The sequence below is a fragment of the Brenneria nigrifluens DSM 30175 = ATCC 13028 genome (assembly GCF_005484965.1).
Lineage (GTDB): Bacteria > Pseudomonadota > Gammaproteobacteria > Enterobacterales > Enterobacteriaceae > Brenneria > Brenneria nigrifluens.
The window spans coordinates 3,996,557-4,019,258 of the sequence record NZ_CP034036.1 but is presented as its reverse complement, the minus strand read 5'-3'; the positions used below and the strand labels follow the sequence as shown (position 1 = coordinate 4,019,258).

Annotated in this window: 18 protein-coding genes, 1 tRNA gene and 1 pseudogene; 14 read left to right on the top strand and 6 right to left on the bottom strand. The window is 55.4% G+C overall.

What is annotated here, in order from left to right; genetic code table 11:
* Positions 1–10: 10 nt before the first annotated feature.
* Positions 11–304: a ribosome assembly RNA-binding protein YhbY gene (gene yhbY, locus EH206_RS18840; protein ID WP_009114466.1), complete on the bottom strand. Its 294-nt coding sequence runs from the start codon at positions 302–304 to the stop codon at positions 11–13.
* 144 nt (positions 305–448) lie between these two features.
* Between yhbY and rlmE the strand changes: the two genes are divergently transcribed.
* From rlmE to EH206_RS18805, 7 genes and pseudogenes are all read left to right on the top strand, one after another.
* On the top strand, positions 449–1,078 hold the full coding sequence (gene rlmE, locus EH206_RS18835) for a 23S rRNA (uridine(2552)-2'-O)-methyltransferase RlmE (RefSeq protein WP_009114465.1): 630 nt from the start codon (positions 449–451) through the stop codon (positions 1,076–1,078).
* A 56-nt stretch (positions 1,079–1,134) separates the two neighbouring features.
* Positions 1,135–3,060: an ATP-dependent zinc metalloprotease FtsH gene (ftsH, locus tag EH206_RS18830; RefSeq protein WP_040343441.1), complete on the top strand. Its 1,926-nt coding sequence runs from the start codon at positions 1,135–1,137 to the stop codon at positions 3,058–3,060.
* 123 nt (positions 3,061–3,183) lie between these two features.
* A complete protein-coding gene (gene folP / locus EH206_RS18825) occupies positions 3,184–4,017 on the top strand; it encodes a dihydropteroate synthase (RefSeq protein WP_009114463.1) in 834 nt (277 codons plus the stop codon).
* Between the two features lie 8 nt (positions 4,018–4,025).
* Positions 4,026–5,363: a phosphoglucosamine mutase gene (gene glmM / locus EH206_RS18820; protein ID WP_009114462.1), complete on the top strand. Its 1,338-nt coding sequence runs from the start codon at positions 4,026–4,028 to the stop codon at positions 5,361–5,363.
* Between the two features lie 241 nt (positions 5,364–5,604).
* Complete coding sequence (secG, locus tag EH206_RS18815) at positions 5,605–5,946, top strand: preprotein translocase subunit SecG (protein ID WP_009114461.1); 342 nt, start codon at positions 5,605–5,607, stop codon at positions 5,944–5,946.
* A 63-nt stretch (positions 5,947–6,009) separates the two neighbouring features.
* A tRNA-Leu gene (locus EH206_RS18810) sits at positions 6,010–6,096 on the top strand.
* A 210-nt stretch (positions 6,097–6,306) separates the two neighbouring features.
* A pseudogene (locus tag EH206_RS18805) lies at positions 6,307–7,411 on the top strand (tyrosine-type recombinase/integrase).
* 135 nt (positions 7,412–7,546) lie between these two features.
* Here EH206_RS18805 and cptA read toward each other — a convergent pair.
* The 5 genes from cptA to EH206_RS18780 all read right to left on the bottom strand — a co-directional run bounded on the left by cptA (position 7,547) and on the right by EH206_RS18780 (position 14,521).
* Complete coding sequence (cptA, locus tag EH206_RS18800; protein ID WP_009114460.1) at positions 7,547–9,247, bottom strand: phosphoethanolamine transferase CptA; 1,701 nt, start codon at positions 9,245–9,247, stop codon at positions 7,547–7,549.
* Positions 9,248–9,339: 92 nt separating this feature from the next.
* Entirely contained in the window at positions 9,340–9,930 is a 591-nt protein-coding gene (locus EH206_RS18795) for a YrbL family protein (protein WP_009114459.1), read from the bottom strand.
* A 204-nt stretch (positions 9,931–10,134) separates the two neighbouring features.
* A complete protein-coding gene (locus EH206_RS18790) occupies positions 10,135–11,805 on the bottom strand; it encodes a flagellin N-terminal helical domain-containing protein (RefSeq protein ID WP_009114458.1) in 1,671 nt (556 codons plus the stop codon).
* Positions 11,806–11,921: 116 nt separating this feature from the next.
* A complete protein-coding gene (locus EH206_RS18785) occupies positions 11,922–12,677 on the bottom strand; it encodes a YaaW family protein (protein ID WP_009114457.1) in 756 nt (251 codons plus the stop codon).
* 692 nt (positions 12,678–13,369) lie between these two features.
* A complete protein-coding gene (locus tag EH206_RS18780) occupies positions 13,370–14,521 on the bottom strand; it encodes an AraC family transcriptional regulator (protein WP_009114455.1) in 1,152 nt (383 codons plus the stop codon).
* A 247-nt stretch (positions 14,522–14,768) separates the two neighbouring features.
* Between EH206_RS18780 and EH206_RS18775 the strand changes: the two genes are divergently transcribed.
* The 7 genes from EH206_RS18775 (at position 14,769) to EH206_RS18745 (ending at position 22,701) form a co-directional block, all read left to right on the top strand.
* Positions 14,769–16,058: an MFS transporter gene (locus tag EH206_RS18775; protein ID WP_009114454.1), complete on the top strand. Its 1,290-nt coding sequence runs from the start codon at positions 14,769–14,771 to the stop codon at positions 16,056–16,058.
* Positions 16,059–16,146: 88 nt separating this feature from the next.
* Positions 16,147–18,441, top strand: coding sequence for a TonB-dependent receptor (locus EH206_RS18770; RefSeq protein WP_009114453.1), 2,295 nt, complete (start codon positions 16,147–16,149; stop codon positions 18,439–18,441).
* A 41-nt stretch (positions 18,442–18,482) separates the two neighbouring features.
* Positions 18,483–19,517, top strand: coding sequence for a glutathione S-transferase C-terminal domain-containing protein (locus tag EH206_RS18765; protein ID WP_009114452.1), 1,035 nt, complete (start codon positions 18,483–18,485; stop codon positions 19,515–19,517).
* A gap of 23 nt (positions 19,518–19,540) precedes the next feature.
* On the top strand, positions 19,541–20,635 hold the full coding sequence (gene hisC, locus EH206_RS18760) for a histidinol-phosphate transaminase (protein WP_009114451.1): 1,095 nt from the start codon (positions 19,541–19,543) through the stop codon (positions 20,633–20,635).
* A gap of 27 nt (positions 20,636–20,662) precedes the next feature.
* Complete coding sequence (locus EH206_RS18755; RefSeq protein ID WP_198008303.1) at positions 20,663–21,073, top strand: GNAT family N-acetyltransferase; 411 nt, start codon at positions 20,663–20,665, stop codon at positions 21,071–21,073.
* A gap of 63 nt (positions 21,074–21,136) precedes the next feature.
* Positions 21,137–21,721, top strand: coding sequence for an energy transducer TonB (locus tag EH206_RS18750; protein ID WP_198008302.1), 585 nt, complete (start codon positions 21,137–21,139; stop codon positions 21,719–21,721).
* A gap of 53 nt (positions 21,722–21,774) precedes the next feature.
* Positions 21,775–22,701, top strand: coding sequence for a MotA/TolQ/ExbB proton channel family protein (locus tag EH206_RS18745; protein WP_009114448.1), 927 nt, complete (start codon positions 21,775–21,777; stop codon positions 22,699–22,701).
* The last annotated feature ends 1 nt before the right edge of the window (position 22,702 follow it).

The following is a 22,702-nucleotide window of genomic DNA, read 5'->3' as shown; positions in this document are numbered from 1 at the left end:
ATAAAAAGTGTTATCGTGGCAACACGATTTTACGTTCTTTCGCCGGACGATACAGCACCAGGGTGTGGCCGATAACCTGAACGTTACCGGCCCCGGTTTCGCGTATAATGGCATCAATAATCAGGGTCTTGGTTTCGCGGTCTTCGCTCGCGACTTTCACTTTGATCAGTTCGTGATGTTCCAATGCTTGTTCGATCTCAGCCAGAACACCTTCGGTGAGGCCGTTATTGCCCAGCATGACGACCGGTTTTAACGGATGGGCCAGACCTTTCAGGTGCTGTTTTTGTTTATTGCTTAGGTTCATTGTCTTTTTTGCTTAGGTTGGGATTGAAAACGGTTCATTCTACCGCCATCTCATCATTATAACCAATTTGGCGTTACGGATTGGCTGTATGCGAGAAGTTTCCGCTTACCGGATAGCGCTTTACAGAGAATAGTTGGAAAACAGATGGCTAATAAAAAGCGTTCTGCAAGCTCCAGTCGCTGGTTGCAGGAACACTTTAGCGATAAATATGTGCAACAGGCGCAGAAAAAGGGGCTCCGCTCCCGCGCTTGGTTTAAACTTGATGAAATACAGCAGAGCGACAAACTGTTTAAACCCGGCATGACGGTGGTTGATTTGGGCGCCGCCCCAGGCGGATGGTCGCAGTATGTGGTGACGCAGATTGGTGGTAAGGGGCGTATTATCGCCTGTGATATTTTGCCGATGGATCCTATTGTTGGCGTCGATTTCCTGCAAGGGGATTTTCGTGATGAAGTCGTTCTTAAAGCCCTTCTTGAAAGGGTGGGGGACGACAAGGTTCAGGTGGTGATGTCTGACATGGCGCCGAACATGAGCGGTACACCAGCAGTTGATATTCCGAAGTCGATGTATCTGGTTGAATTAGCACTTGATATGTGTCGGGATGTCTTAGCGCCAGGTGGTAGTTTTCTGGTTAAAGTGTTTCAGGGAGAAGGTTTTGACGAATACCTGCGGGAAATTCGCTCCCTGTTTACGAAGGTCAAGATTCGTAAGCCAGACGCTTCGCGTGCCAGGTCGCGTGAAGTGTATATCGTAGCGACAGGGCGCAAACTGTAGTACCCTAACGCTGTTTTTTAACACAGTTGTAATATGAGGTTAATCCCTTGAGTGACATGGCGAAAAACCTGATTCTCTGGTTGGTCATCGCAGTTGTGCTGATGTCCGTTTTCCAGAGCTTTGGGCCCAGCGAGTCGAATGGCCGTAGGGTGGATTATTCAACCTTCTTGACTGAAGTGAATCAGGATCAGGTCCGCGAAGCACGTATTAACGGGCGTGAGATCAGTGTTATCAAAAAAGATAGCAACCGATACACGACTTATATTCCTGTCAACGATCCCAAGCTGCTGGATAACCTGCTAACGAAGAATGTGAAAGTGGTTGGCGAGCCGCCGGAAGAGCCGAGCTTGCTGGCTTCAATCTTTATTTCCTGGTTCCCGATGCTGTTGCTGATCGGCGTCTGGATCTTCTTTATGCGTCAAATGCAGGGCGGCGGCGGTAAAGGCGCCATGTCCTTTGGCAAGAGCAAAGCGCGGATGCTGACGGAAGATCAGATCAAAACCACCTTTGCCGACGTTGCCGGCTGTGACGAAGCAAAAGAAGAAGTCAGCGAACTGGTCGAATATCTGCGTGAACCCAGCCGTTTCCAGAAGCTGGGCGGCAAGATACCGAAAGGTATTCTGATGGTCGGGCCGCCGGGGACCGGTAAAACCCTGCTGGCCAAAGCGATTGCCGGCGAAGCGAAAGTGCCCTTCTTCACCATCTCCGGTTCGGACTTCGTCGAAATGTTTGTCGGCGTGGGCGCGTCCCGCGTACGCGACATGTTTGAGCAGGCGAAGAAAGCCGCTCCCTGCATCATCTTTATCGATGAAATCGATGCGGTGGGCCGTCAGCGCGGCGCCGGTCTGGGCGGCGGTCACGACGAACGTGAACAGACTCTGAACCAGATGCTGGTTGAGATGGATGGTTTTGAAGGCAATGAAGGCATTATCGTGATCGCCGCAACCAACCGTCCCGACGTGCTTGACCCCGCGTTGCTGCGTCCCGGCCGTTTTGACCGCCAGGTGGTGGTGGGGCTGCCGGATGTGCGCGGCCGCGAGCAGATCCTGAAAGTGCATATGCGCCGGGTGCCGCTCTCCCCGGATATTGACGCATCGGTTATCGCCCGCGGTACGCCGGGCTTCTCCGGCGCCGATTTGGCCAACCTGGTCAACGAAGCGGCGCTGTTCGCCGCGCGCGGCAACAAGCGCGTGGTGTCGATGGTCGAGTTTGAAAAAGCCAAAGACAAGATCATGATGGGGGCTGAACGCCGCTCCATGGTGATGACGGAACAGCAGAAAGAGTCCACCGCCTATCACGAAGCGGGCCATGCGATTATCGGTCGCCTGGTGCCGGAACACGATCCGGTGCATAAAGTGACCATTATCCCGCGCGGCCGCGCACTGGGCGTGACGTTCTTCCTGCCGGAAGGGGACGCCATCAGCGCCAGCCGTCAGAAGCTGGAAAGCCAGATTTCCACTCTGTACGGCGGCCGTCTGGCGGAAGAGATTATCTACGGCGTGGAAAAAGTGTCTACCGGGGCGTCGAATGACATCAAGGTCGCCACTTCCATTGCGCGCAACATGGTTACGCAGTGGGGCTTCTCGGAAAAACTCGGTCCGCTGCTGTATGCGGAAGAGGACGGCGAGGTGTTCCTGGGCCGTTCCGTCGCCAAAGCCAAACATATGTCTGACGAAACGGCGCGTATCATCGATCAGGAAGTCAAATCGCTGATTGAGCGCAACTACCAGCGTGCGCGCGAGTTGCTGATGGCGAATATGGACATCCTGCATTCAATGAAAGATGCGCTGATGAAATATGAAACCATTGATGCGCCGCAGATTGACGATTTGATGTCGCGTAAAGAGGTTCGCCCGCCGGCGGGCTGGGAAGAGCAAAGCTCGGATAGTAATTCCGGCAATGGCGGCACACCCAAGGCGCCGACGCCGGTTGATGAGCCCCACACGCCGAATCCGGGTGGCACGATGTCCGAGCAAAAATAAATTTGCCGGTGTTTAGTATTGCCCGTTGTTATTCCTGTAAAACCCCGGACTTGTCCGGGGTTTTTTACTGAATGGCCCGCGGGATAGGTTTTAGAAGAGAGCAACGATTTTGAGGGAAAAATCATGCAACTGATCGCCAGAGGGTCGACCCTGGATCTTTCTTGTCCCCAGGTGATGGGCATTCTCAACGTCACTCCCGATTCATTTTCCGACGGCGGCAAACATAACACGCTGGATGCGGCGCTGTTTCATGCCCAGGAGATGATCGCCGCCGGCGCCACGCTGATTGATATCGGCGGAGAGTCCACCCGCCCGGGTGCGGATGAAGTCAGTACGCAAGAGGAACTGGAGCGCGTGATCCCGGTCGTTGAGGCGTTGGCCCGGCGTTTTGACGCATGGATTTCCGTCGATACCTCCAAGCCTGAGGTCATCACGGCTGCGGCGCAAGCGGGCGCTCACTTGATTAACGACATTCGCTCTTTGCAAGAGCCGGGGGCTTTGGCCGCCGCCGCCGCGACCGGTCTGCCGGTTTGCCTGATGCATATGCAGGGATTGCCAAAAACCATGCAGCACAACCCGCACTACGATGACCTGATGGCGGAAGTGGGGGCGTTTTTGCAGCGGCAGATCGATCGCTGCGTGAACGGTAATATTCCGAAAAGTCGTCTCTTGCTGGATCCCGGGTTCGGATTTGGTAAAAATCTGGCTGATAATTATCAGCTTCTTGCACGCCTGGGCGAATTACACCGTTTCGGATTGCCCCTGCTGGTCGGAATGTCGAGAAAATCGATGATCGGACAACTGCTCAAGGTCCCTCCCGCGCAGCGGGTTCAGGGCAGCGTGGCCTGTGCGGTGATCGCGGCGATGCAAGGCGCGCAAATTATTCGCGTTCATGACGTAAAAGAAACGGTAGATGCGATGCGCATTGTGGAAGCCACTCTTTCAGCGAAGGAATAAAAACTATTATGAGTAACCGTAAATATTTTGGCACTGACGGCGTGCGGGGAAAGGTGGGCGACAGCCCGATCACCCCCGATTTTGTGCTGAAGCTGGGTTGGGCCGCGGGCAAGGTTTTGGCGCGACACGGTTCGCGTAAAATCATCATCGGCAAGGATACCCGCATTTCCGGTTACATGCTGGAGTCCGCGTTAGAAGCCGGGCTGGCCGCGGCGGGATTGTCCGCCTCTTTTACCGGTCCGATGCCGACGCCGGCCGTCGCGTATCTGACGCGCACCTTCAGAGCGGAAGCCGGTATCGTTATTTCCGCTTCGCACAACCCTTACTATGATAACGGCATTAAATTCTTCTCTATCGACGGCACCAAATTGCCCGATGAGGTGGAGGAGGCGATCGAAGCCGAATTGGAAAAACCGCTGACGTGTGTGGAATCGGCTGAGCTGGGCAAGGCAAACCGTATTGTCGACGCAGCCGGGCGCTATATCGAATTCTGCAAGGGAACCTTCCCCAGCGAGCTGAACCTTAACGGCCTGAAAATAGTGGTCGACTGCGCGAATGGCGCAACCTATCACATCGCTCCCAGCGTATTGCGCGAACTGGGCGCTAACGTGATTTCCATTGGCTGCGCGCCGGACGGCATGAACATCAATGAAGCGTGCGGCGCGACCGACGTCAGGCAGCTACAGGCGCGCGTGGTGGCGGAAAAAGCCGATGTCGGGCTGGCGTTTGACGGCGACGGAGACCGGCTGATTATGGTCGACCACTTGGGCAACAAAGTCGATGGCGATCAGATCCTGTATATCATCGCCCGCGAAGGTTTGCGCCAGGGCCAGCTGCGCGGCGGCGCGGTCGGAACCCTGATGAGCAATATGGGACTGGAGCTGGCATTGAAGCAGTTGGGCATTCCGTTTGCGCGCGCCAAAGTCGGCGATCGCTATGTACTGGAAACCATGCAGGCGAAAGGCTGGCGTATCGGCGCCGAAAACTCCGGCCATGTTATTCTGCTGGATAAAACCACCACGGGCGACGGCATTATCGCCGGGTTGCAAGTGCTTACCGCGATAGTCAGAAACCATATGAGCCTGTATGACTTGTGCAGCGGCATGAAGCTATTCCCGCAAATTCTGGTTAACGTCCGTTTCTCGGGTGAAAATGACCCGCTTGAGGACAAAAGGGTGCAACAGATCACCCAGGACGTGGAGCAAGAGCTGACCGGCCGGGGGCGGGTATTACTGAGAAAATCAGGCACCGAGCCGCTTATTCGCGTTATGGTCGAAGGCGAGAATGAGGCGACGGTGATTGAGCTGGCTAATCGCATCGCCGACGCGGTAAAAGCGGTGGATTAACGACGGTTAAACCCGCTCAGCATCGCCAGCGGAGCGAGGATGACGAAAGAGCCGCTCTTTTTTTCTTCAATCAGCAAACGGCGGCTAAATTACCCTTGCGTACGCTACAGCCTTTGGTTAGTATTCAGACCCGCTTGGCAAGGGATGAAGGTATTCATTCGACCAGGCGGACTATACGCGGCGTTGCCGCAAGAATTTAAAATCTCCATCAATGATGGGGAAAACGGTTACAGGTACAACTATGTACGAAGCTCTTTTGGTGATTTTCCTGTTGATAGCGATCGGGCTGGTTGCCTTGATTATGCTGCAGCAAGGTAAAGGTGCTGATATGGGAGCCTCGTTCGGAGCAGGTGCTTCTGCCACTTTGTTCGGTTCGAGCGGCTCCGGGAATTTCATGACTCGCATGACGGCGGTATTGGCGACGCTGTTCTTCATTATCAGTCTGGTGCTGGGTAACATGAGTTCGCTGCAGAGTAGTAACCGAGGCGGCGGGGCATGGGATAATCTGAGCCAGCCTGAGAAAGCGGAGCAGAGCACCACGCCTGCCGCGCCTTCGGCACCTGCAAGCGATATTCCAAAGTAATCGTTGTAAAAGTAGTTTTGACAGCAGTGCCAGCCACTGCTGTTGCATAGCAGTTATTGTGATGCCGAGGTGGTGGAATTGGTAGACACGCTACCTTGAGGTGGTAGTGCCCGATTGGGCTTACGGGTTCAAGTCCCGTCCTCGGTACCAATACAAAATCAATAGACGTCAATGGACGTCTATTTTTTTATCTCAACCCCACGGATTTACCGACTTTCCCTTCTGTTGTTACTCTCCCGACGTCAACCTGATTCAACCCACATCAACATGCTGGCGAGTATATATCTGAGTATATATTTTGGCGCTATGATGTCTTATATACTTCAACCCTCACCGCAAGCACATGCGAGGACATTGATAATGGCCCTGACAGATATAAAAGTGCGTTCTGCAAAACCAGAAGAAAAAGAGTATTCGTTGACGGACGGTGACGGCATGTTCCTGCTGGTTCATCCCAATGGTTCCAAATACTGGCGGCTGCGATTTCGTTTTGCCGGTAAGCAACACCTGATGGCGCTGGGCGTCTATCCCGAAATTTCCCTTTCAGATGCGCGTCAGAAACGCGATGAGGCGAGAAAGCTGGTCGCGGCAGGCATCGACCCACGTGAGCACAAGAAAGCGGCGCAGGCCGAGCTACAGGATGCGGCCAAAACGTTTGAAGCGGTAGCCAGAGCCTGGCATGCCGATAACAAAAAATGGTCGGAACTGCACAGCGAACGTATCCTGAAGGGGTTAGTTGAACATATCTTTCCCTATATCGGTAAAAGACCTATTGCGGATCTGAGGACAAAAGATCTGTTACCGCCTATTAAAGCGGTAGAACGTTCGGGACGGCTGGAGGTTGCCACACGCCTGAAGCAGCGTGTCACGGCTATCATGACCTATGCGGTACAGAATGGCCTGATTGACTATAACCCGGCGCAGGACATGGCTGGTGCAGAAGTCATGCATCGACCCGCCTTGCCGCTTAATCGTTTCTCTGAGCTTCTGGCGAAGATTGATGGATATAAAGGACGGGAAGTTTACCAAATTAGTCATTAACCTTGCGCTTCTGCTTTTTATCCGTTCCAGTGAACTGCGCTTTGCCCGATGGCCGGAAATCGATTTCGAGAATGCCATATGGACGATCCCCCCAGAACGTAAACCGATTCCCGGTGTGAAGTTTTCTGAACGCGGTTCAAAAATGCACACGCCGCATCTGGTGCCGTTAAGTCGTCAGGCGTTGGCGATCCTCAAGAAAATACGGGAAATCAGTGGTCACTGTGAACTGGTCTTTATTGGCGATCATTAAATGAGCCATCAGGAGCGTAACGGTGTCCGGGCAGCGTATATCCACAAGGCGGAACATCTGGACGAGCGTAAGCTGATGCTGCAATGGTGGGCGGATTTTCTGGATGCGAATCGGGAGAGGGCGGTGAGTCCGTTTGATTTTGGGAAAATAAATGGCAGGGGCGGGGAAGAGTAATAAAAAGTGCTTAGCTATAATGGACATCCAGACCTCCATGCGTCTGGATGTCTTTATTTTTGAGGTAGTGACTGTTTTTATTTTTTTGTCGAAACCGTCGGTGGCATAGGGGTGCCAAATTTATTTTTTTATGGGCTATGGCAACGCATCAAAATCCTTCAATCCGTTTTTCTCATATGGATTACCGATCCAGCGTGCTGTCGGCCTGAACTCCTCGCTGACCAGGCTTTTCCCCGGTTCGTAGAAGTCGTGGCTTAGCCCCGCTAAATCTGCCCAGGTATGGATGAGATGGGCGATACTGTATTTTCGGTCAACATCCGTAGTGTACTGATGGGGATGGCTTTTTTGCCATTCGGGCGACAGCCACAAAATAAACGGAACAGTGTACATGGCGCGGGTTGGCGCTCCCTCGTTACGACCCAGCACGTTATGTGGCGGGGTTTCATACACATCCTCGCCGTGGTCGGAGAAATAAAGCAGAAAACCGTTGGGCTTATGGCGGGCAAAGGTTTCGATCAGGCTGCTGACAACAAAATCGTTATACAGCACGGCATTGTCATAACTGTTATAAGTCTCCGCCTGCTGGTCACTTAACGTGGCGGGAATGCCTTTCCGATCATTGAAGCGCGCAAAGCTTTCCGGGTAGCGGTACAGGTATTTCATATGCGTCCCGAGCAGATGAACCACAATAAATTTTTTCTCTGCCGGATCGCGTAATACCTCATCAAAGGGTGCCAGAACCACATCGTCATACTGTCGGGAACTCTGTGTACGCTGGTTATTCAGATAAAACTGTCGGTCGGTCTGCTGCGAGAAAACCGTTAGCATGGTATTGCGTTTGGTGATGGTTTGCTGATTGGTGATCCAGAATGTTTTATACCCGGCCTGTTTCATCATGTTCATTAACGATGGTTGGGTCAGGTAACGATCCGGCTGTTGCTGGTCGGCAAAGGTCAGCGCCTGCTGCAACAACTCGATGGTATAAGGTCTCGGCGCTATCACGTCGTTGAATACCACCAAATTAGGAGCGGTTTTACGCAATGCGTCGAGGCGGGGCGTAGTGGGGCGGGGATAGCCGTATAGGCTCATCCGGGTGCGGGTGGTGGATTCGCCGATGACCAGCACCAGCGTGCGGGGAATATCGCCGTTGGCGTCTTTCAGATTCGGCAAGGGCGGTAAAGCAGCGTTCTGTTGCAACAGGGATTCCATGCTGGCGAGTTGGTGCAGGTATTCCAGATAGCTGCCGACAAATTGCCACGGCGCGGTGGTACCCATGCGTCCGGCAAGGTAGGCAACGGCTTCTTCTCCCGGAAGATGCTGCTTTATCATTTTTTTATGGACGGGTACGCCAAACAGTACTGTGAGAATGACTAATGCGGAAACGAGGCGATAACGTACCGGTAGCCAGACCGGGCGTGTCCGGGTCCACAGATAAACAGCGGCAGCGGTATACAGCAGAATAGCGGCAATCAGCTTAAAGCTGAGATACTGGCTGGCGTATTCCCCGGCTTCTGTGGTATTGGACTCAAATATCACAAACAGTACGCTTTGGGAAAACTCCTGCCCGTATATCAGGTAATAGCCCAGTGCAACGCAGGCCGTTGCCCACAGGATAATACCGAGCACTGCGGTAAAATAACGCGTCTGACGCGGAAAGAAAAATATCGGGATGAGCCATAGTAGGCTGTACAGCAACGCATCCCTTAATCCGTTAAATCCGCTGTGTCCGGAAAACAGAATAACCAGTTGCAGCGTGCATGAGAAATACCAGAAAAACAGCAAAAGCCATGTAAGGGATGACCATGAAAACTTATCCCTGACGGAAGAAATGCGCATTTTCTTATTATTCCTGTTGTGAGTTAATTAATACCTAAGAGAGATAGAATGGTTGCAGCATCACGTAATAATTATTTAAATTTTCACGGCGATTAACCTGAAAGCGTTATGCCATATTCATGCATCAGCATTTTTTCAAAATCATTAAAGCGGCGGGATAGTTTTTGTCTGGCGAAAAACTCGGAATAATAAGCCAGAGGAAATAAATTTGCGCACCCAAGATTATCGATAATAATTAAATCCCCCTCATCCTGATTTCTTAATCTATACAGGATGTTGTAAGGTTTCAACGTCATGGTGACGATGGCATGCTGTTCTGCCAGTGCTTTCATGCGGTCGTAAGCCTGAGATATTCCCGTCTTATATTTTTCACTCAGCGTTTTTTCTGATAAGTAATACGACAGCGTTTTTGATACTTCTCCGCTGTAGTCTTTTATCAGATCAAAAACATAGCCCAGTCCCAGATTGGTTTTATCCGTGCCGTGATATTGTGCTATGACTTGCTCTGAAAATATCTTGTTGGCAATCTTTTTATAGTATTTAATTTCCCTGATGGTTTCCCGATTATATTCTCCGTTTAAATGCACCTTGATACATTTTTCCGGCATTAATGGATGGCGATAGCATGCCCTGTGTTGGCCTTGAGATATTAGAAGACTGACGTCAAGATAAATTATTGTCATTCAAGTTAATTATATTAATAGTTGAGTTTTACCGCTGGTTAAACCCTCGGCATATCGATATTGATGTTTTCCGCACCATTGCTAATTAAATGGCGGCTCGATAATCTGAAAGATTTTTTATTTTGTTATTCATTTATATAAAAACACCTATAATGAGAAGGTTCTCGAAGATATATCCCGATTTTCCCTCAGGGATTTTTGTTGTTACTCTTGCAATAGCGTTAAAACAATTTCCGACTGCTGGTTGGCCTGAGATAACATGGAAACGGTTGTCTGTTGCAGAATTTGAGCTCTGACCATCGCAGATATCTCGGCGGCATAATCCGCGTCCGTAATACGGGAACGGGCGGCGCTAATCGCCTCGGTTGTATTCGTCTGAACATTCATCACTGACTCCAGACGGTTTTCCATTGCGCCCAGACTACTGCGTTTTTCATCCACCAGGGCGATGGCGTTATCAATTACGGCCAATGGGTTTTCAGGATTACGCAGTCTAATTCCTTCTCCCACTTCGGAGATGTTAATGACGGTCTGATTAGTACTGGCATCGGTATAAGCGGTGTAATTCATTTCATAATAGATTTGAACTTCCCCACTGCCGTTTATTGTTTTGAGCAAAAGGCTATTATCTGCCTGACTGACGATTGTCGCGCTTTTATAGCCTGATACGCCGTCATCGGATATGTTCATGACATAATTCCCATCAGCGTCTTCTGTCAATACGTTGCTATATTGATTACCTTCGCTATCGGTATAATTGACAACGACATTATCTGAGTCAATTGTGATGCTGGACGTGCCGCTCACACTGGCGACATCAGAAAATGTGTTAATTGCCGTACCACTACTTGCCACAATATCGACCTGCACATCGGTGCCGTCAGTCTTTACGGTAACCGCAGCATTATAGTATTGATAGTTTCCCGAGCCATCATCGACTTCAAGAATATACTGGCTGCCCTGCTGTAATAATCTGGCGTTCTCCGAATCAATGGTATTCCCATTACTGTCTGTAAATGACAATGTTGCGGTAGTAATATCCTGGTCATCAATTCGTGTCACCGGCGTGTAAAGTTCGGACGACGCAACTGCCCGGATAGTCGCCGTGCTATTTCCTGTCGCCGTATCATGCGATGCAGTATAAGCCGCCAGATAATAAACCGGCTTTCCCTGTTCATCCTGCGCCTGAATATAATACCGGTTGTTACTGCCGCTACGTACAAATGTCGGCGAGGTTAATGGACTGTCCGGATAATAATAACTTGTCGTAGTCGTAGTGCTGTCCAGAATAATATTTGAGGCCGCGCCCGTTAGCGTATTTTCATCATACACTTCTCCACTGATGCCGCTGATCACCAGATCAGTCAGCCCAAGTTCGTCAACGCTGAATCCCGGCGGAGAAAAATCCAGCGATAGGGTTTCGCCATCGTTCGCGCCAACCTGTATATCCACCTGACCTGAACTGCCATCAAGCAGGGTCAGGCTGTTATAGCTGGTTTGGGAAGTCAGGCGATCTATCTCTTTCAAATTCATGTTGATTTCAGCCTGGATAGCATCCGATTGTTCCTGGCTATAGGTTCCATTCAACCCCTGAACGGTAAGTTCACGTATATGCTGTAGACGACTATTGATTTCGTCCAGCGTGCCTTCCGCCGTCTGAAGCAGGGAAATGCCGTCATTTGCGTTGTTCTTTGCCTGGGAGAGTCCATGGTACTGGCTGGTCATCCGGTTAGAGATTGCCTGACCCGCAGCGTCATCCTTTGCACTGTTGATGCGTATACCAGAAGCCAGACGTTCAATCGCCTGACTCAGGCTGCTGGATGATTTACCCTGCTGATTAAGAATCGTTAAATAGAGGGTATTAACCGGGATCATAGGACACCTGTTCAGAGGTTATAAAAATATCTGGTTTCTTTTTGGCACTGGCCGCGATGCCATTATTTCGCAGCGAATGCAATTATTACCGGATTGATACGATTATCTGTTCAGCACTATTCTTCGGCATCCTCTTTACCATCACGTAAAGCGACAATGCCTAAATATAAACAAATAGGAATTGTTTTACGGTACGCGGGACCTTGAAGATCGAATGCAAGCCATGCGCCGGAAAGAACCCAAACGGCTGGCCCCAGGGCATTTATCCAGGGGTTTCTCTTCATTATTTCTTTTACCAGTACCTTGGCTGCCTCGCGTCCAATAATTTGCGTAATCAGACTGACGATGATGGTTTCAATTATCCCCAACGTGATCTTTTGACCAAGTACTTTAAGGAGGATCGGCAATACGAGGACTTTCCCGCTGGATTTCAAATGAGTCAAGATCAGCTCTCTGTCCGCCTCATCAAGTCCCATAGTTTTAAATGAACGTGATAATTCTTCAGGGGTTTTGCTGATAAGCTCTTTTTCAACCACTGCATACACAAGACGCTCAAGCAGAGACTCTGTCGACCCACCGTGTTTTATTTTTACTTTTAGTTTATTACATGCATCTTCGACAATTTCCCTGGCTTCGGTGCCGCCATTACCCTGAAGAAGTTTTCTCTTCAAGTAGGCAATATCAGATGAACCATAGTATTTAATTTGGCTGTCTATCAGATTGACTAACTGAGTTTTTGAGTTGGCATTGTGTTTACTTTCAGCCAGTAAATTTTTTCTGCGCTTATCATTCGTAAATGAAACATAACTATCAAGGATCTCCGACAGGTATTTGAAATCATCGTCTGTGCATTTATTAATAATCGTTTTCACAGGAGGCTCCTGATTCATATTTTCATTATCCAAAGCGGTTCGTTGCCGCCAGCAATCGGCGTAACGGTTTATGGTTTGGATTTTCGTCTGATAAAGAACACGCCATCCCCCTTCCCAAGAATGGGAATAAATCTTTTAAACACATGTGGTTATGAGTGTTTTAAGAAATATCCTATCCGTGTTTTTGATCAAAAGATAATCGTTTTTATAGATCGATTCGATCCTATCGATCGGTGATAACGATCGAACGCTCATTGTTAGTGGTATTTGTAAGAGGTTGAAAATCAAGCTAACGGTAAGTGGACCAGTTACTGACACAGGCAAAGAATACATAATCCTCAATTTGTGAGAACAGAATAGGATGGTGCTTCCTCCACTGCTGAAGAAAGTCGTCGATACCATATGCCGGTTTACCTACCAGAGAGAGAATGTCATTCGCGCCATATCCCTTAATCAGGCCATGCCAGCAGATTAATGTCAGTTGTTCTGTTACACCGGGGATAATGCAAGATAGTGTTAACTGTTGCAGAGCGTGGCTTAGCTCATCTTGCCGCATGCGGTTGCACTCGCTTAGCAGAATGTCGGTCAATGGATGAAGCAGGTTAACAGTTTGGATTTTCCCAGGCGGATAAGACGCATCCAGGCATGGGCCATTTGGGAATCTCTACTGGATTTTGTGTAAATGCCTTTTCTCAGAAGTGACCGTCCAGACGATCGCCGAGCTCCTTGCCGACCTGTTCCCAGCTCCGCCGGTATTCGGAAGGGCTGGTTCCTCCCCAGCGGAGAAAGGCCCGCCGGAAGCTGCGGTCATCGGCAAACCCCAGGTTTTCGGCAATTGCTGAGATACTCATACCGTGCCGCAACATGCGGCGGGCCTCGGTCAGGCGCACCTCGCGCGACAGAACGGAGTAGCTGACGCCTTCGCGATCGAGGAGTCGGGCCAGCGTACGGCGGCTGATGCCGAGCAGCCGCGCCAAATCCTCGGACGATCTGACTTCGTCCAAATGTGCGCTTAAAAACTGGAGGGTACTCTGCCTGCGCAGCGTATCCCCGGCCAGAACCTCTTCAAGAAGCCGCGCCAGCCTGGCTCGCAGGCCGCTATCGATGAACGGCATGGGATGGTCGAGCCATTGCCGGCTGAATTCGATTTGGGCGATATCCTCGTCGAAATAGACCGGACAGCCGAAATAATGCTCCAACGCCGACTTGGAAATGCCGCCAGAGCGTGTAAATCGCACCGCGTCGGCGATTCGCATGCCCGGCGTCTTGGAGCGGGCTACCGCGAAGCAATTGACAAAATGGAAATGCTCGAACGCCGTGCGAAACTCGGGATCATAGAACTTGGGAATATGCAGCAAGCTCATACCGCCGTCGCCCCGGCTTTCCGGCACGGCATTCCACGGTGTGCGGAAATGACCGGCGCAAAAGCGGATGCCTGCTTTGCAGTCGCTTAGCGCCATTGCCGCCATGCCGGAGGTGCCGAAACTGGCGAAATTGATGCGCGACGCATGATCGAACAGCAGTTCCGCCCTGTCGCCTATCAGCCACAAATATTCGAAAACCTGGCGTAGTTCCATATAGGATACGGTCGCGGCCGGCCAGTCTCCCCGCATCAGGTCGATGCCGAGATCCCGTTGCAGCCCTTTGACCGGGCTATTTTGCTCCTGCGCCGCCAGCAGCAGGCCGGAGACCTGAAACAGCGTGAACTCCCGGTCATGTATGCCGATACAGCGTGGATTCGTGGATGGCGATCTGCCGCTTCGCTCCCTCTCTGCGGCGATGAAAGGCATGCTGCGGGACTGGCACGAATTGTCCGTCGGCGGATATTTCATGGGTCGGTTCATTTCCCTGCATGTCCTTTTATCAGCGATCGGGAAATCTGAATCTAAGCCAGGCGGCCGGCCGGTGACAAGCCGATAAAATATCTAAATTAATGCAATATTTATCTATACATGACACGGATTGTCCTTCTGAACCTCCCGCCCCGCATTGAATAATAGCCCCTAATCCGGATGCGCCGCGATCGCATCCCATGACCTCCTTTTACCCGTCGCGAGCCGTGCGAACGGTCAACCTAGGAAGCTGATTGCCATGACCATCCCGCAGGAGAAAACGCTGACCGACACCTTTGACGCCGCGCCGCCGGTTGCCGGGGGCTGGCAAAACAACAGCCATGCGCAGTTGACCCTGATATGGCTGCTGGGCATCGTCTGTGTGCTGGACGCCATGATCATCGCATCACTACTGACGCCGATCAAAGCGGAGTTCGGCTTCACCGACGAACAGATCGGGCGTCTGTCCTCGATGTTTACGCTGGCGGGACTTATCGGCGCGCCGATCTTCGGCGTGCTGGCCAACCGTTTCGGGCGCAAGCCGGTGTTGCTGGCCGGGATAGCCATCTGGAGCCTGTCGTCAATCGCCACCGGCTTTGCCGTCGGCTTTCTCGGCCTGCTGTTCTGGCGCGTCGCCACCGGTTTCGGCGAAGCGGCCTACAACTCGCTCGCACCGAGCTGGCTGGCCGACCTCTATCGTCCGCGCTGGCGCAATCTGGTGTTCTCACTGTACATGCTGAAAAACAAGATCGGCACGGCCGCCGCGCTGGCGCTCGGCGGATGGCTGGCGACCGAATACGGCTGGCGCACCGCTTTCTTTGTCGCCGGGTTGCCCGGGTTATTGCTCGCGTTCCTGCTGCTGTGGGTCAGGGAGCCGGCCATCGGCGCGCACGACGATGTCAGAGGCGCCTCCCTTGCCGCCGTCAAACCCGGCGTGCGCGAGAGTCTGGCGGTCTTCCGCTATCCCGGCTACATCCTGCATTCGCTGGCGCTGCTGTTCTTCTTTATCGCCATGTCGGTGCAGATCTGGATCCCGGCCTATCTGCATCGCGTCTTCGATCTCAGCAACCAGCAGGCTTCCGACTTTCTTGCCCAGGTTCTGCTCTATACCTTGCCGGTGGGCCTGATCGGCGGCTATTTTTCCAGCGTGGCGCTGCGGCCTTTCCGCTGGGGCTTTCCCGCTTTCCTGGCGACCACCTCGCTGCTGGCTTGCGCGGCTTTCGCCACCGCCTACGGCAGCCGGGATCTGACGTTCACTCGGGCCTGCATCGCCGCCGGGATCGCCCTCTTCGGCTTCAGCGCCGGCACCCTGACGACGCTTATCGTCGAAACGGTGCCGCCTTATCTGCGCAACAGCGCGACCGCGTGGTCCATCGTGCTGACCTCGGGCATCGCCGGCATTGTCGGTCCGGAACTCGTCGGGCGCCTGTCCGACGCCCATACCCTGGCCGTGGCGGTATTCGTGGCGCCGGCCGGTTATGCCATCGCCGGACTGTTGTGGATCATTCTCGCCATCTGGCTCGGGCGTTATATGCAGGAACCTGCCTGACGGCCGGCGCGCCGCCGCTTTGGCTGGTTTGCCGGCCCCGAAACAATTTAACCCACTTTCACCAACGCAGATATTCCCGGAGGACGCTATGCAGCATCAGCCCCGAATCGTTCGCTTTAAAAAAACATCCGGCGCGGCCCTCGTCGCCGGCGCATTCTTCGCCACCATATCCGTCGCCGCGCCGGCGCAGGAAACCGAGCACAATGAACAGCTCGCCCCGGTGATCGTCACCGCGCCCCGGCGCGCCGAGAGTCTGCAGAAGGTCCCCGCGGCGATCAGCGTGGTCAGCAGCGAGGAGATTGAGGAGGGCGATCTGCGAAGTACGAAGGATGTCGCCAAGTTCATCCCCGGCGCGCAGGGCTGGAACACCGAAAGCCGCGCCCGCCCGCGCTTCTTTATCCGCGGCGTGGGCTCCAACGAGGCCACCAACAATGCGGTCAATCCGATCGGCTTTTATGCCGACGAAGTGTATTACAACAACAATCTGTTCACCGGCACGCCGCTGTTCGACCTGCAGCGGGTCGAAGTGCTGCGCGGCCCGCAGGGCACCCTGTGGGGTAAGAACACCACCGGCGGCGCCTTCCACTTCATTTCGCGCAAGCCGGCTTTCGAGACTGACGGCAATGCAAAGCTGCAGTTCGGCAACCTGGATTCCAGACTGTTTCAGGGCGCCATCGGCGGGGGACTCGTAGACGATGTTCTGGCCGGCCGGGCCGCGTTGCATTATGAGGAACGCGGCGGTCTGGCGAAGAACACCACCACCGGCAACGACGTCGGCGACTATGAAGATTTTGCCGGACGCTTCCAGTTGCTGGCGCTTCTCTCACCCGAACTCGACGCACTGCTCAACGTACACATACGCCGGCTCGACGGAACGCAAAATCCGTGGTATTCGGTTACCCGCAACGGCGCGCCGGACGTCAACGGCTACGTTGCCCCGATCGGCGACGGTAACGGCGACCGCGAGCATGTCGCCTACAATTTCGACCTGCCGCTCGAGGTCGAGACCGAAGGCGCCAGCCTCACTTTCAACTGGGATATCGACGGCTTCACGCTGACCTCGGTAACGGCGTTCGACCACGGCCGGCGCAGCGGACTGGTGGATGGCGACTACACGCCATACGAGTATGCGACCGGCGGCGGCTCACGCTCCTATTCGCGCAATAAAGTGACGCAGAGGAGCCAGGAGTTGCGTCTTGTTTCGCCGCCCGAGGAGCGTTTTACCTGGATCGCCGGGACCTACCTGTTCCGCGACGACAACGAATCCTACAGCGCGAGCGCCAAGCTCACCGGCGATGCCGCCACTCAGTCCTTCAACGCGACCGCCTTCGAGCAGGACACCACCAGCGCCGCGCTGTTCGGCAGCGTCGGCTTTCAGTTCACCGAACGGTTCAAACTCAGCGGCGGCCTGCGCCATACCTATGAAAAAAGCGGCATCGACCTGACGACGTTATACGCCGCCGGCGCCTCGCCCTACGTCGTCAACGGCAACTGGTGGTCGCCGGGCGCGCTGGAGAATGCCGGACTGTCGACGTACTATTCGACCGGCGGGCGGATCAAAAAAAGCTGGTCCAACCTCGGCTACGACATCACCCCCGAGTATCAGATTGACGACAACCAACTGGTTTATTTCCGCCACGCCAGCGGCTTCCGTTCCGGCAACTACAACACTTACATTACCCCCAACGGCGTGTCGGGCGTATCGCAATTCTCGGTTGTCGATCCGGAGAAGCTGAAATCGTATGAAATCGGCTATAAAAGCGCCTGGCTGAACCAGCGTCTGGTTTTCAACGCCGCCGCCTACCACTATGACTATAAAAACATGCAACTGGTGGTCAACCAGGTGCTGAACAACATTTTCTATCCCACGCTGATGAACGCGGGTTCAGGCGAGGTCGACGGCATCGAGCTTGAAGCCGCCTTCCAACTTACCGAATCGCTGCGCCTGCGCGCCAACCTGAGCCGGCTGCGCACCGAGTTCGATGAACTGCTGGCCGGCGGCAGGAACTACAAGGGCTACGGCTTCGCCCGCGTGCCGCAGACGACCGCGCTGCTCGGCATCGACTACCGTACGCCGCTGGCCGGCGGCACGCTGGCGCTCGGCACCGACTGGAGCTACACCAGCAAACATCACTTCAACGTCACCGACGACAGCGACCTTTACGCCTTACAGCAGGCGTACTGGCTGGGCAGCGTCCACGCCAGCTATACGCTACCGGGCGACCAGGTGATCATCGGCGCCTACGTCAACAACGTGACCGACAGGCGCTACAAGAATCAGGCGATGCTCTATCAGGGGGGCACCGACGCCACCAACGGCCACTATCCGACCGGCTACGGCGATCCGCGCACCTTCGGCGTCAGCCTGGCCTACAGATTCTGAGCGACATCAAACATCCATTCCATATTGACCGGGAGAATGACATGGTAACGGTATTTCCGGAAAAAACCGTCGAACAGAGCCACGACGGCGCTTTCGTGCGGCAGGGCAACGTCTTCACGCAACGTTTCGGCCATGGGCCGGGACAACTGCCGGTGGAGGGAGGCCGCTATCGCCTGATCGTATCCACCGGCTGCGGCTGGTCGCGCCGTCAACTGATCGTGCGCCGTCTGCTGGGACTGGAACAGGCGATCTCGGTCGGCTATGTAAAAACACGCGGCGATGACGGCTGGGAGTTCGACGGCCAGCCCGGCGGGGTGGACGAGGTGTTCAAGGTGGCCCGCCTCAATGAACTGTATCGGCGCGCGCTGCCGGGCTACGACCGGCGAGGCACGGTGCCGGCCCTGGCGGAGGCGGCGACCGGGCGCGTGGTCGCCAACGATTACCACACCTTAAGCATCGATCTGGAAACCGCGTGGGCGCCGCTACATCGCCAGGGCGCGCCGGATCTCTATCCACGGGCTTTGCGCTCGCAGATCGACCTGCTTAACCAACAGATATTCGATGACATCAACAACGGCCCCTACAAGGTGTTGTTCGCCACCGCCATCGATGCCGCGGCGGCGGCCAAAACGGTGTTCGAGGCCCGCCTGGCCGATCTGGACTTCCGCCTGCAAAGCCGACGCTATCTATTCGGCGAGCAACTGACCGACGCCGATGTCCGTTTGTTCGTGACCCTGGCCTCTTTCGATACCAACTATCGGCCGAATTTCCCAACCGAACTCGGCCCCGCCAGGCGCATCATCGATTTCCCCCACCTGTGGGCCTATGCGCGCGATCTGTTCCAGACGCCCGGCTTCACCGACGAACACGAGCAGGTCAGTCTGGGGCTGCTGCCGAACCCAAACGGTAAGTACCGGCGCGGCTTCAGGGACGAGATAACGCCGGACGAAGATCCGTTGGCGCCCTGGCTGGCGCCGCATGGGCGCGAGTCCCTGCGCGGTGCGGCGCTGAGTTCGGGGCCGGGGGCGGCCGGTACGGCTGGATTGTGGCGCTGGGGCGATCCGGCGGCGGTGTAAACCATAAAACAATAGGAGAACCCATGAGCAGCATCAAACATCGCCCCTGTCTGGATACCCTGCGCGGATTCCATCCGCCATCCGCGGCAGGCCAACCCGACGGCCGGTTGACCAATCTGGCGCTTAACGAGAACAGCCTGGGCTACTCGCCGCGCGTGGCGCAGGCGCTGGCGGCGTCGGCGGCGCGCGGCGAAGCCTCACGCTATCCGGATAGCTTCTGTAGCGCCTTGCGCCACAAACTGGCGCACCGCCACGCTCTCGAAGCGGAGCGGTTTCTGTTCGGCAATGGCATCTTCGAGATCCTGTCGCTGATCGGTTCGGTGTTCGTCGGCGAAAACGACGAGGTCGTCATCCCGGAACCTTCTTTCGGCTGGTACGCTGTCGCCAGCAGAGTAAGCGGCGGACGCATCGTAGCGATTCCCCTGCGGGAATATGCCATCGATCTTGACGCGGTCGCGGCGGCCATCGGTCCGCGCACACGGCTGGTCTGGCTGTGCAATCCCCATAACCCGATGGGCACCATCGTGGCCGACGGCGGGCTGCGGGCATTTCTCGAACGCGTGCCGCCGGACGTCGCGGTGGTGCTCGACGAAGCCTATGGCGAGTATGCCGCGAGCGAGGACTTCCCGGACGGGATCGCCCTCACTCGCCGCTATCCCAACCTGATCGTACTGCGTACCTTCTCTAAAGCCTATGGTCTGGCTGGCCTGCGTATCGGCTACGCGATCGCCGACGCGGCGACGATAGCGCTGCTGCACAAGGTCAAGACCCCGCCCAATGTGAACCATCTGGCGCAGATCGCCGCCGTCGCCGCGTTGGACGACGAGGCGTTTCTCGCACGTTCGGTCGCCGCCGTACGGCAGGGGCTAAGCGACTACTACGCCTGCTGCGACGCGCTGGGGCTGGGCTATATTCCCAGCTTCGCCAATTTCCTGATGATCAATCTCGACCGCGACGGCGATGAGACGGCGCAGCAATTCCTGGATGCCGGCATCGTACTGCGCTCGGGACGCGAAAGCGGATTGCCGCAATGGATCCGCGTCACCATCGGCAACGACGAGGAAAACCTCCGCGTTTTCGCCGTGCTGCGGCGTCTTGCCGCGGACCATCGCTTATAAGAGGAAAGCATCATGGAAATCATCCGTGTGACTGAGACCTGGCAACTGGCCGCGGTGCATTATCTGCGCATCCAGGTGGCCTTGAGCCTGGCTATTCCGCTGGCGGGGGAAATCGACGAGACGCCGGGAGATCGGGTCGATTACCTGTTGATTACGGACGGCACGCTGCCGGTTGCCACCGGCCGACTGCGCCATTATGAAAGCCAGGCCAAGTTCGAACGCATCACCGTCGCGGTCGACCGCCAGGGGCAGGGTATCGGCCGCCTGTTGATGCAGGGGCTGGAAGCATGGGCTTACGAGCTTGGTCTGCGCCGGGCGCTGGTCACGGGCAAGCTGGAGGTGCGTGACTTTTACCTGAAGCTGGGCTACGTCACGGACGGGGCGGTGACGCAAACCGGGCTCTTTCCGCTGGTGCGCCTTACCAAGGAACTGGCCTGAATCCGTATGACGCGCAAACTTCCCGCCAAGAGTTTGAGTGAACGGCTGCCCGGTCTGGCGTTCATGGTCTTGCTGCATCTGGCGCTGGGCTGGGCGCTGCTCAACGGTCTGGCGCGCAAGGCGGTCGATCAGGTTTTCAAGGAACCGCTGGAGGTGGCGCTGATCGAAGAACCCAAGCCGGTGGTTATGGAACCGCCACCGTCGCCGGAACCGCCACCGTCGCCGTCGCCGCCCGCGCCGCCGCCGCCCAAACCGCCGCCGCCCAAACCGCCGCGCCCCAGAGCTGCCTACGTGCCGCCGCCCGAGGTGGTCTCGGCCGCCCCGGCCATTGTCACCGTGCAATCGGCGCCGCCCAGGTCGGTCACGGCGCCTGCGCCCGCCGTGGCCATCGGCATGGCCTGTCCCAACCATATCCGCGTACGCGCCAGCGTGCCCTATCCCAGCCGCGCCATGCGCCGGGGCCTGGAAGGACAGGTTGTCGCCGAGTTTACCGTCAGCGCCGGCGGCGTCATTGAGAACGTGCGCATCGCCAGTTCCAGCAACGCCGTCTTCAACGACGTCGTGCTACAGGCCGTGAGGCGCTTCCAATGCGTCGGCCAGAGGTCGGCGGTGCGGGTACGCGTACCGTTTGAATTTACCCTTAACTGAGCGCCCGGCCTTGTTAGCGCATTCACTGCCGTATTTTTGATATGGAGAACCCTATGCTCACATCTTTGTCTTTTACCTATCGCCTGCTGGCCGCGCTGCTGGTCCTGAGCGGGCTGCTCGCCCCGCTGGGCGGCGCCCTGGCGCAGGAGAGCGCCGCGCCGGCCGAACAGGCCGCAGACAGCGCCGCACCTGCGTCAGCCGCGCCGGTGATACCAACCGCATCAAGCGCCGCCGCCGCCGCGCTACCCGAACCTCCGGCCGCGCCGCATTCCGCCACGCCCCCAGGTCCGCAACCGGTCGCAACCGACAATCCTTACGGTATTACGGCCATTTGGCAACAGGGTGACTGGGTATCCAGCGGCACTTTGCTTATCCTGGCGCTTATGTCGGCGGCAAGTTGGTACGTTATCGTCGTCAAGCTTATCGAACAAAGCCGTCTGCGCCACCGCTCCCGTCAGGTCAAACGCAGCTTCTGGCGGCAAGACGACGTGCGCCAGGCCAGCGCGCAACTCAAGCGCGGCAGCGAATTCCGCTTCGTCGCCGATGCCGGTCTCATCGCTCATCAGCAATATACGGGCGAACTCACCCGGGAGGTGGATCGCAACACCTGGCTAAGCCAATCCATCGGCGAGGCCGTCGACGCCGTGGGCGAGCGCCTGCAGGGCGGTTTGGCCGTGCTGGCCACGGTTGGCTCCACCGCCCCGTTTATTGGTCTGTTCGGCACCGTCTGGGGCATTTACCATGCGCTCACCGCCATCGGTATCGCCGGCCAGGCCAGTATCGATAAAGTCGCGGGCCCGGTGGGGGAGGCGCTGATCATGACCGCCATCGGCCTGGCCGTGGCCGTACCCGCCGTACTCGGCTACAACTGGCTGGTGCGGCGCAACAAGGCGGCCCTCGACGACGTGCGCGGCTTCGGCAGCGAACTGCACACCGTGCTGCTGGGCGGCCAGTCGGCGGCCAGTCTGGGAGGACGCTGAC

Excerpts from the sequence above, each read along its gene's own strand:
- yhbY (WP_009114466.1), bottom strand. The coding sequence starts at position 304 with ATGAACCTAAGCAATAAACAAAAACAGCACCTGAAAGGTCTGGCCCAT.
- rlmE (WP_009114465.1), top strand. The coding sequence starts at position 449 with ATGGCTAATAAAAAGCGTTCTGCAAGCTCCAGTCGCTGGTTGCAGGAA.
- ftsH (WP_040343441.1), top strand. The coding sequence starts at position 1,135 with ATGGCGAAAAACCTGATTCTCTGGTTGGTCATCGCAGTTGTGCTGATG.
- folP (WP_009114463.1), top strand. The coding sequence starts at position 3,184 with ATGCAACTGATCGCCAGAGGGTCGACCCTGGATCTTTCTTGTCCCCAG.
- glmM (WP_009114462.1), top strand. The coding sequence starts at position 4,026 with ATGAGTAACCGTAAATATTTTGGCACTGACGGCGTGCGGGGAAAGGTG.
- secG (WP_009114461.1), top strand. The coding sequence starts at position 5,605 with ATGTACGAAGCTCTTTTGGTGATTTTCCTGTTGATAGCGATCGGGCTG.
- cptA (WP_009114460.1), bottom strand. The coding sequence starts at position 9,247 with ATGCGCATTTCTTCCGTCAGGGATAAGTTTTCATGGTCATCCCTTACA.
- EH206_RS18795 (WP_009114459.1), bottom strand. The coding sequence starts at position 9,930 with ATGACAATAATTTATCTTGACGTCAGTCTTCTAATATCTCAAGGCCAA.
- EH206_RS18790 (WP_009114458.1), bottom strand. The coding sequence starts at position 11,805 with ATGATCCCGGTTAATACCCTCTATTTAACGATTCTTAATCAGCAGGGT.
- EH206_RS18780 (WP_009114455.1), bottom strand. The coding sequence starts at position 14,521 with ATGAACCGACCCATGAAATATCCGCCGACGGACAATTCGTGCCAGTCC.
- EH206_RS18775 (WP_009114454.1), top strand. The coding sequence starts at position 14,769 with ATGACCATCCCGCAGGAGAAAACGCTGACCGACACCTTTGACGCCGCG.
- EH206_RS18770 (WP_009114453.1), top strand. The coding sequence starts at position 16,147 with ATGCAGCATCAGCCCCGAATCGTTCGCTTTAAAAAAACATCCGGCGCG.
- EH206_RS18765 (WP_009114452.1), top strand. The coding sequence starts at position 18,483 with ATGGTAACGGTATTTCCGGAAAAAACCGTCGAACAGAGCCACGACGGC.
- hisC (WP_009114451.1), top strand. The coding sequence starts at position 19,541 with ATGAGCAGCATCAAACATCGCCCCTGTCTGGATACCCTGCGCGGATTC.
- EH206_RS18750 (WP_198008302.1), top strand. The coding sequence starts at position 21,137 with ATGGTCTTGCTGCATCTGGCGCTGGGCTGGGCGCTGCTCAACGGTCTG.
- EH206_RS18745 (WP_009114448.1), top strand. The coding sequence starts at position 21,775 with ATGCTCACATCTTTGTCTTTTACCTATCGCCTGCTGGCCGCGCTGCTG.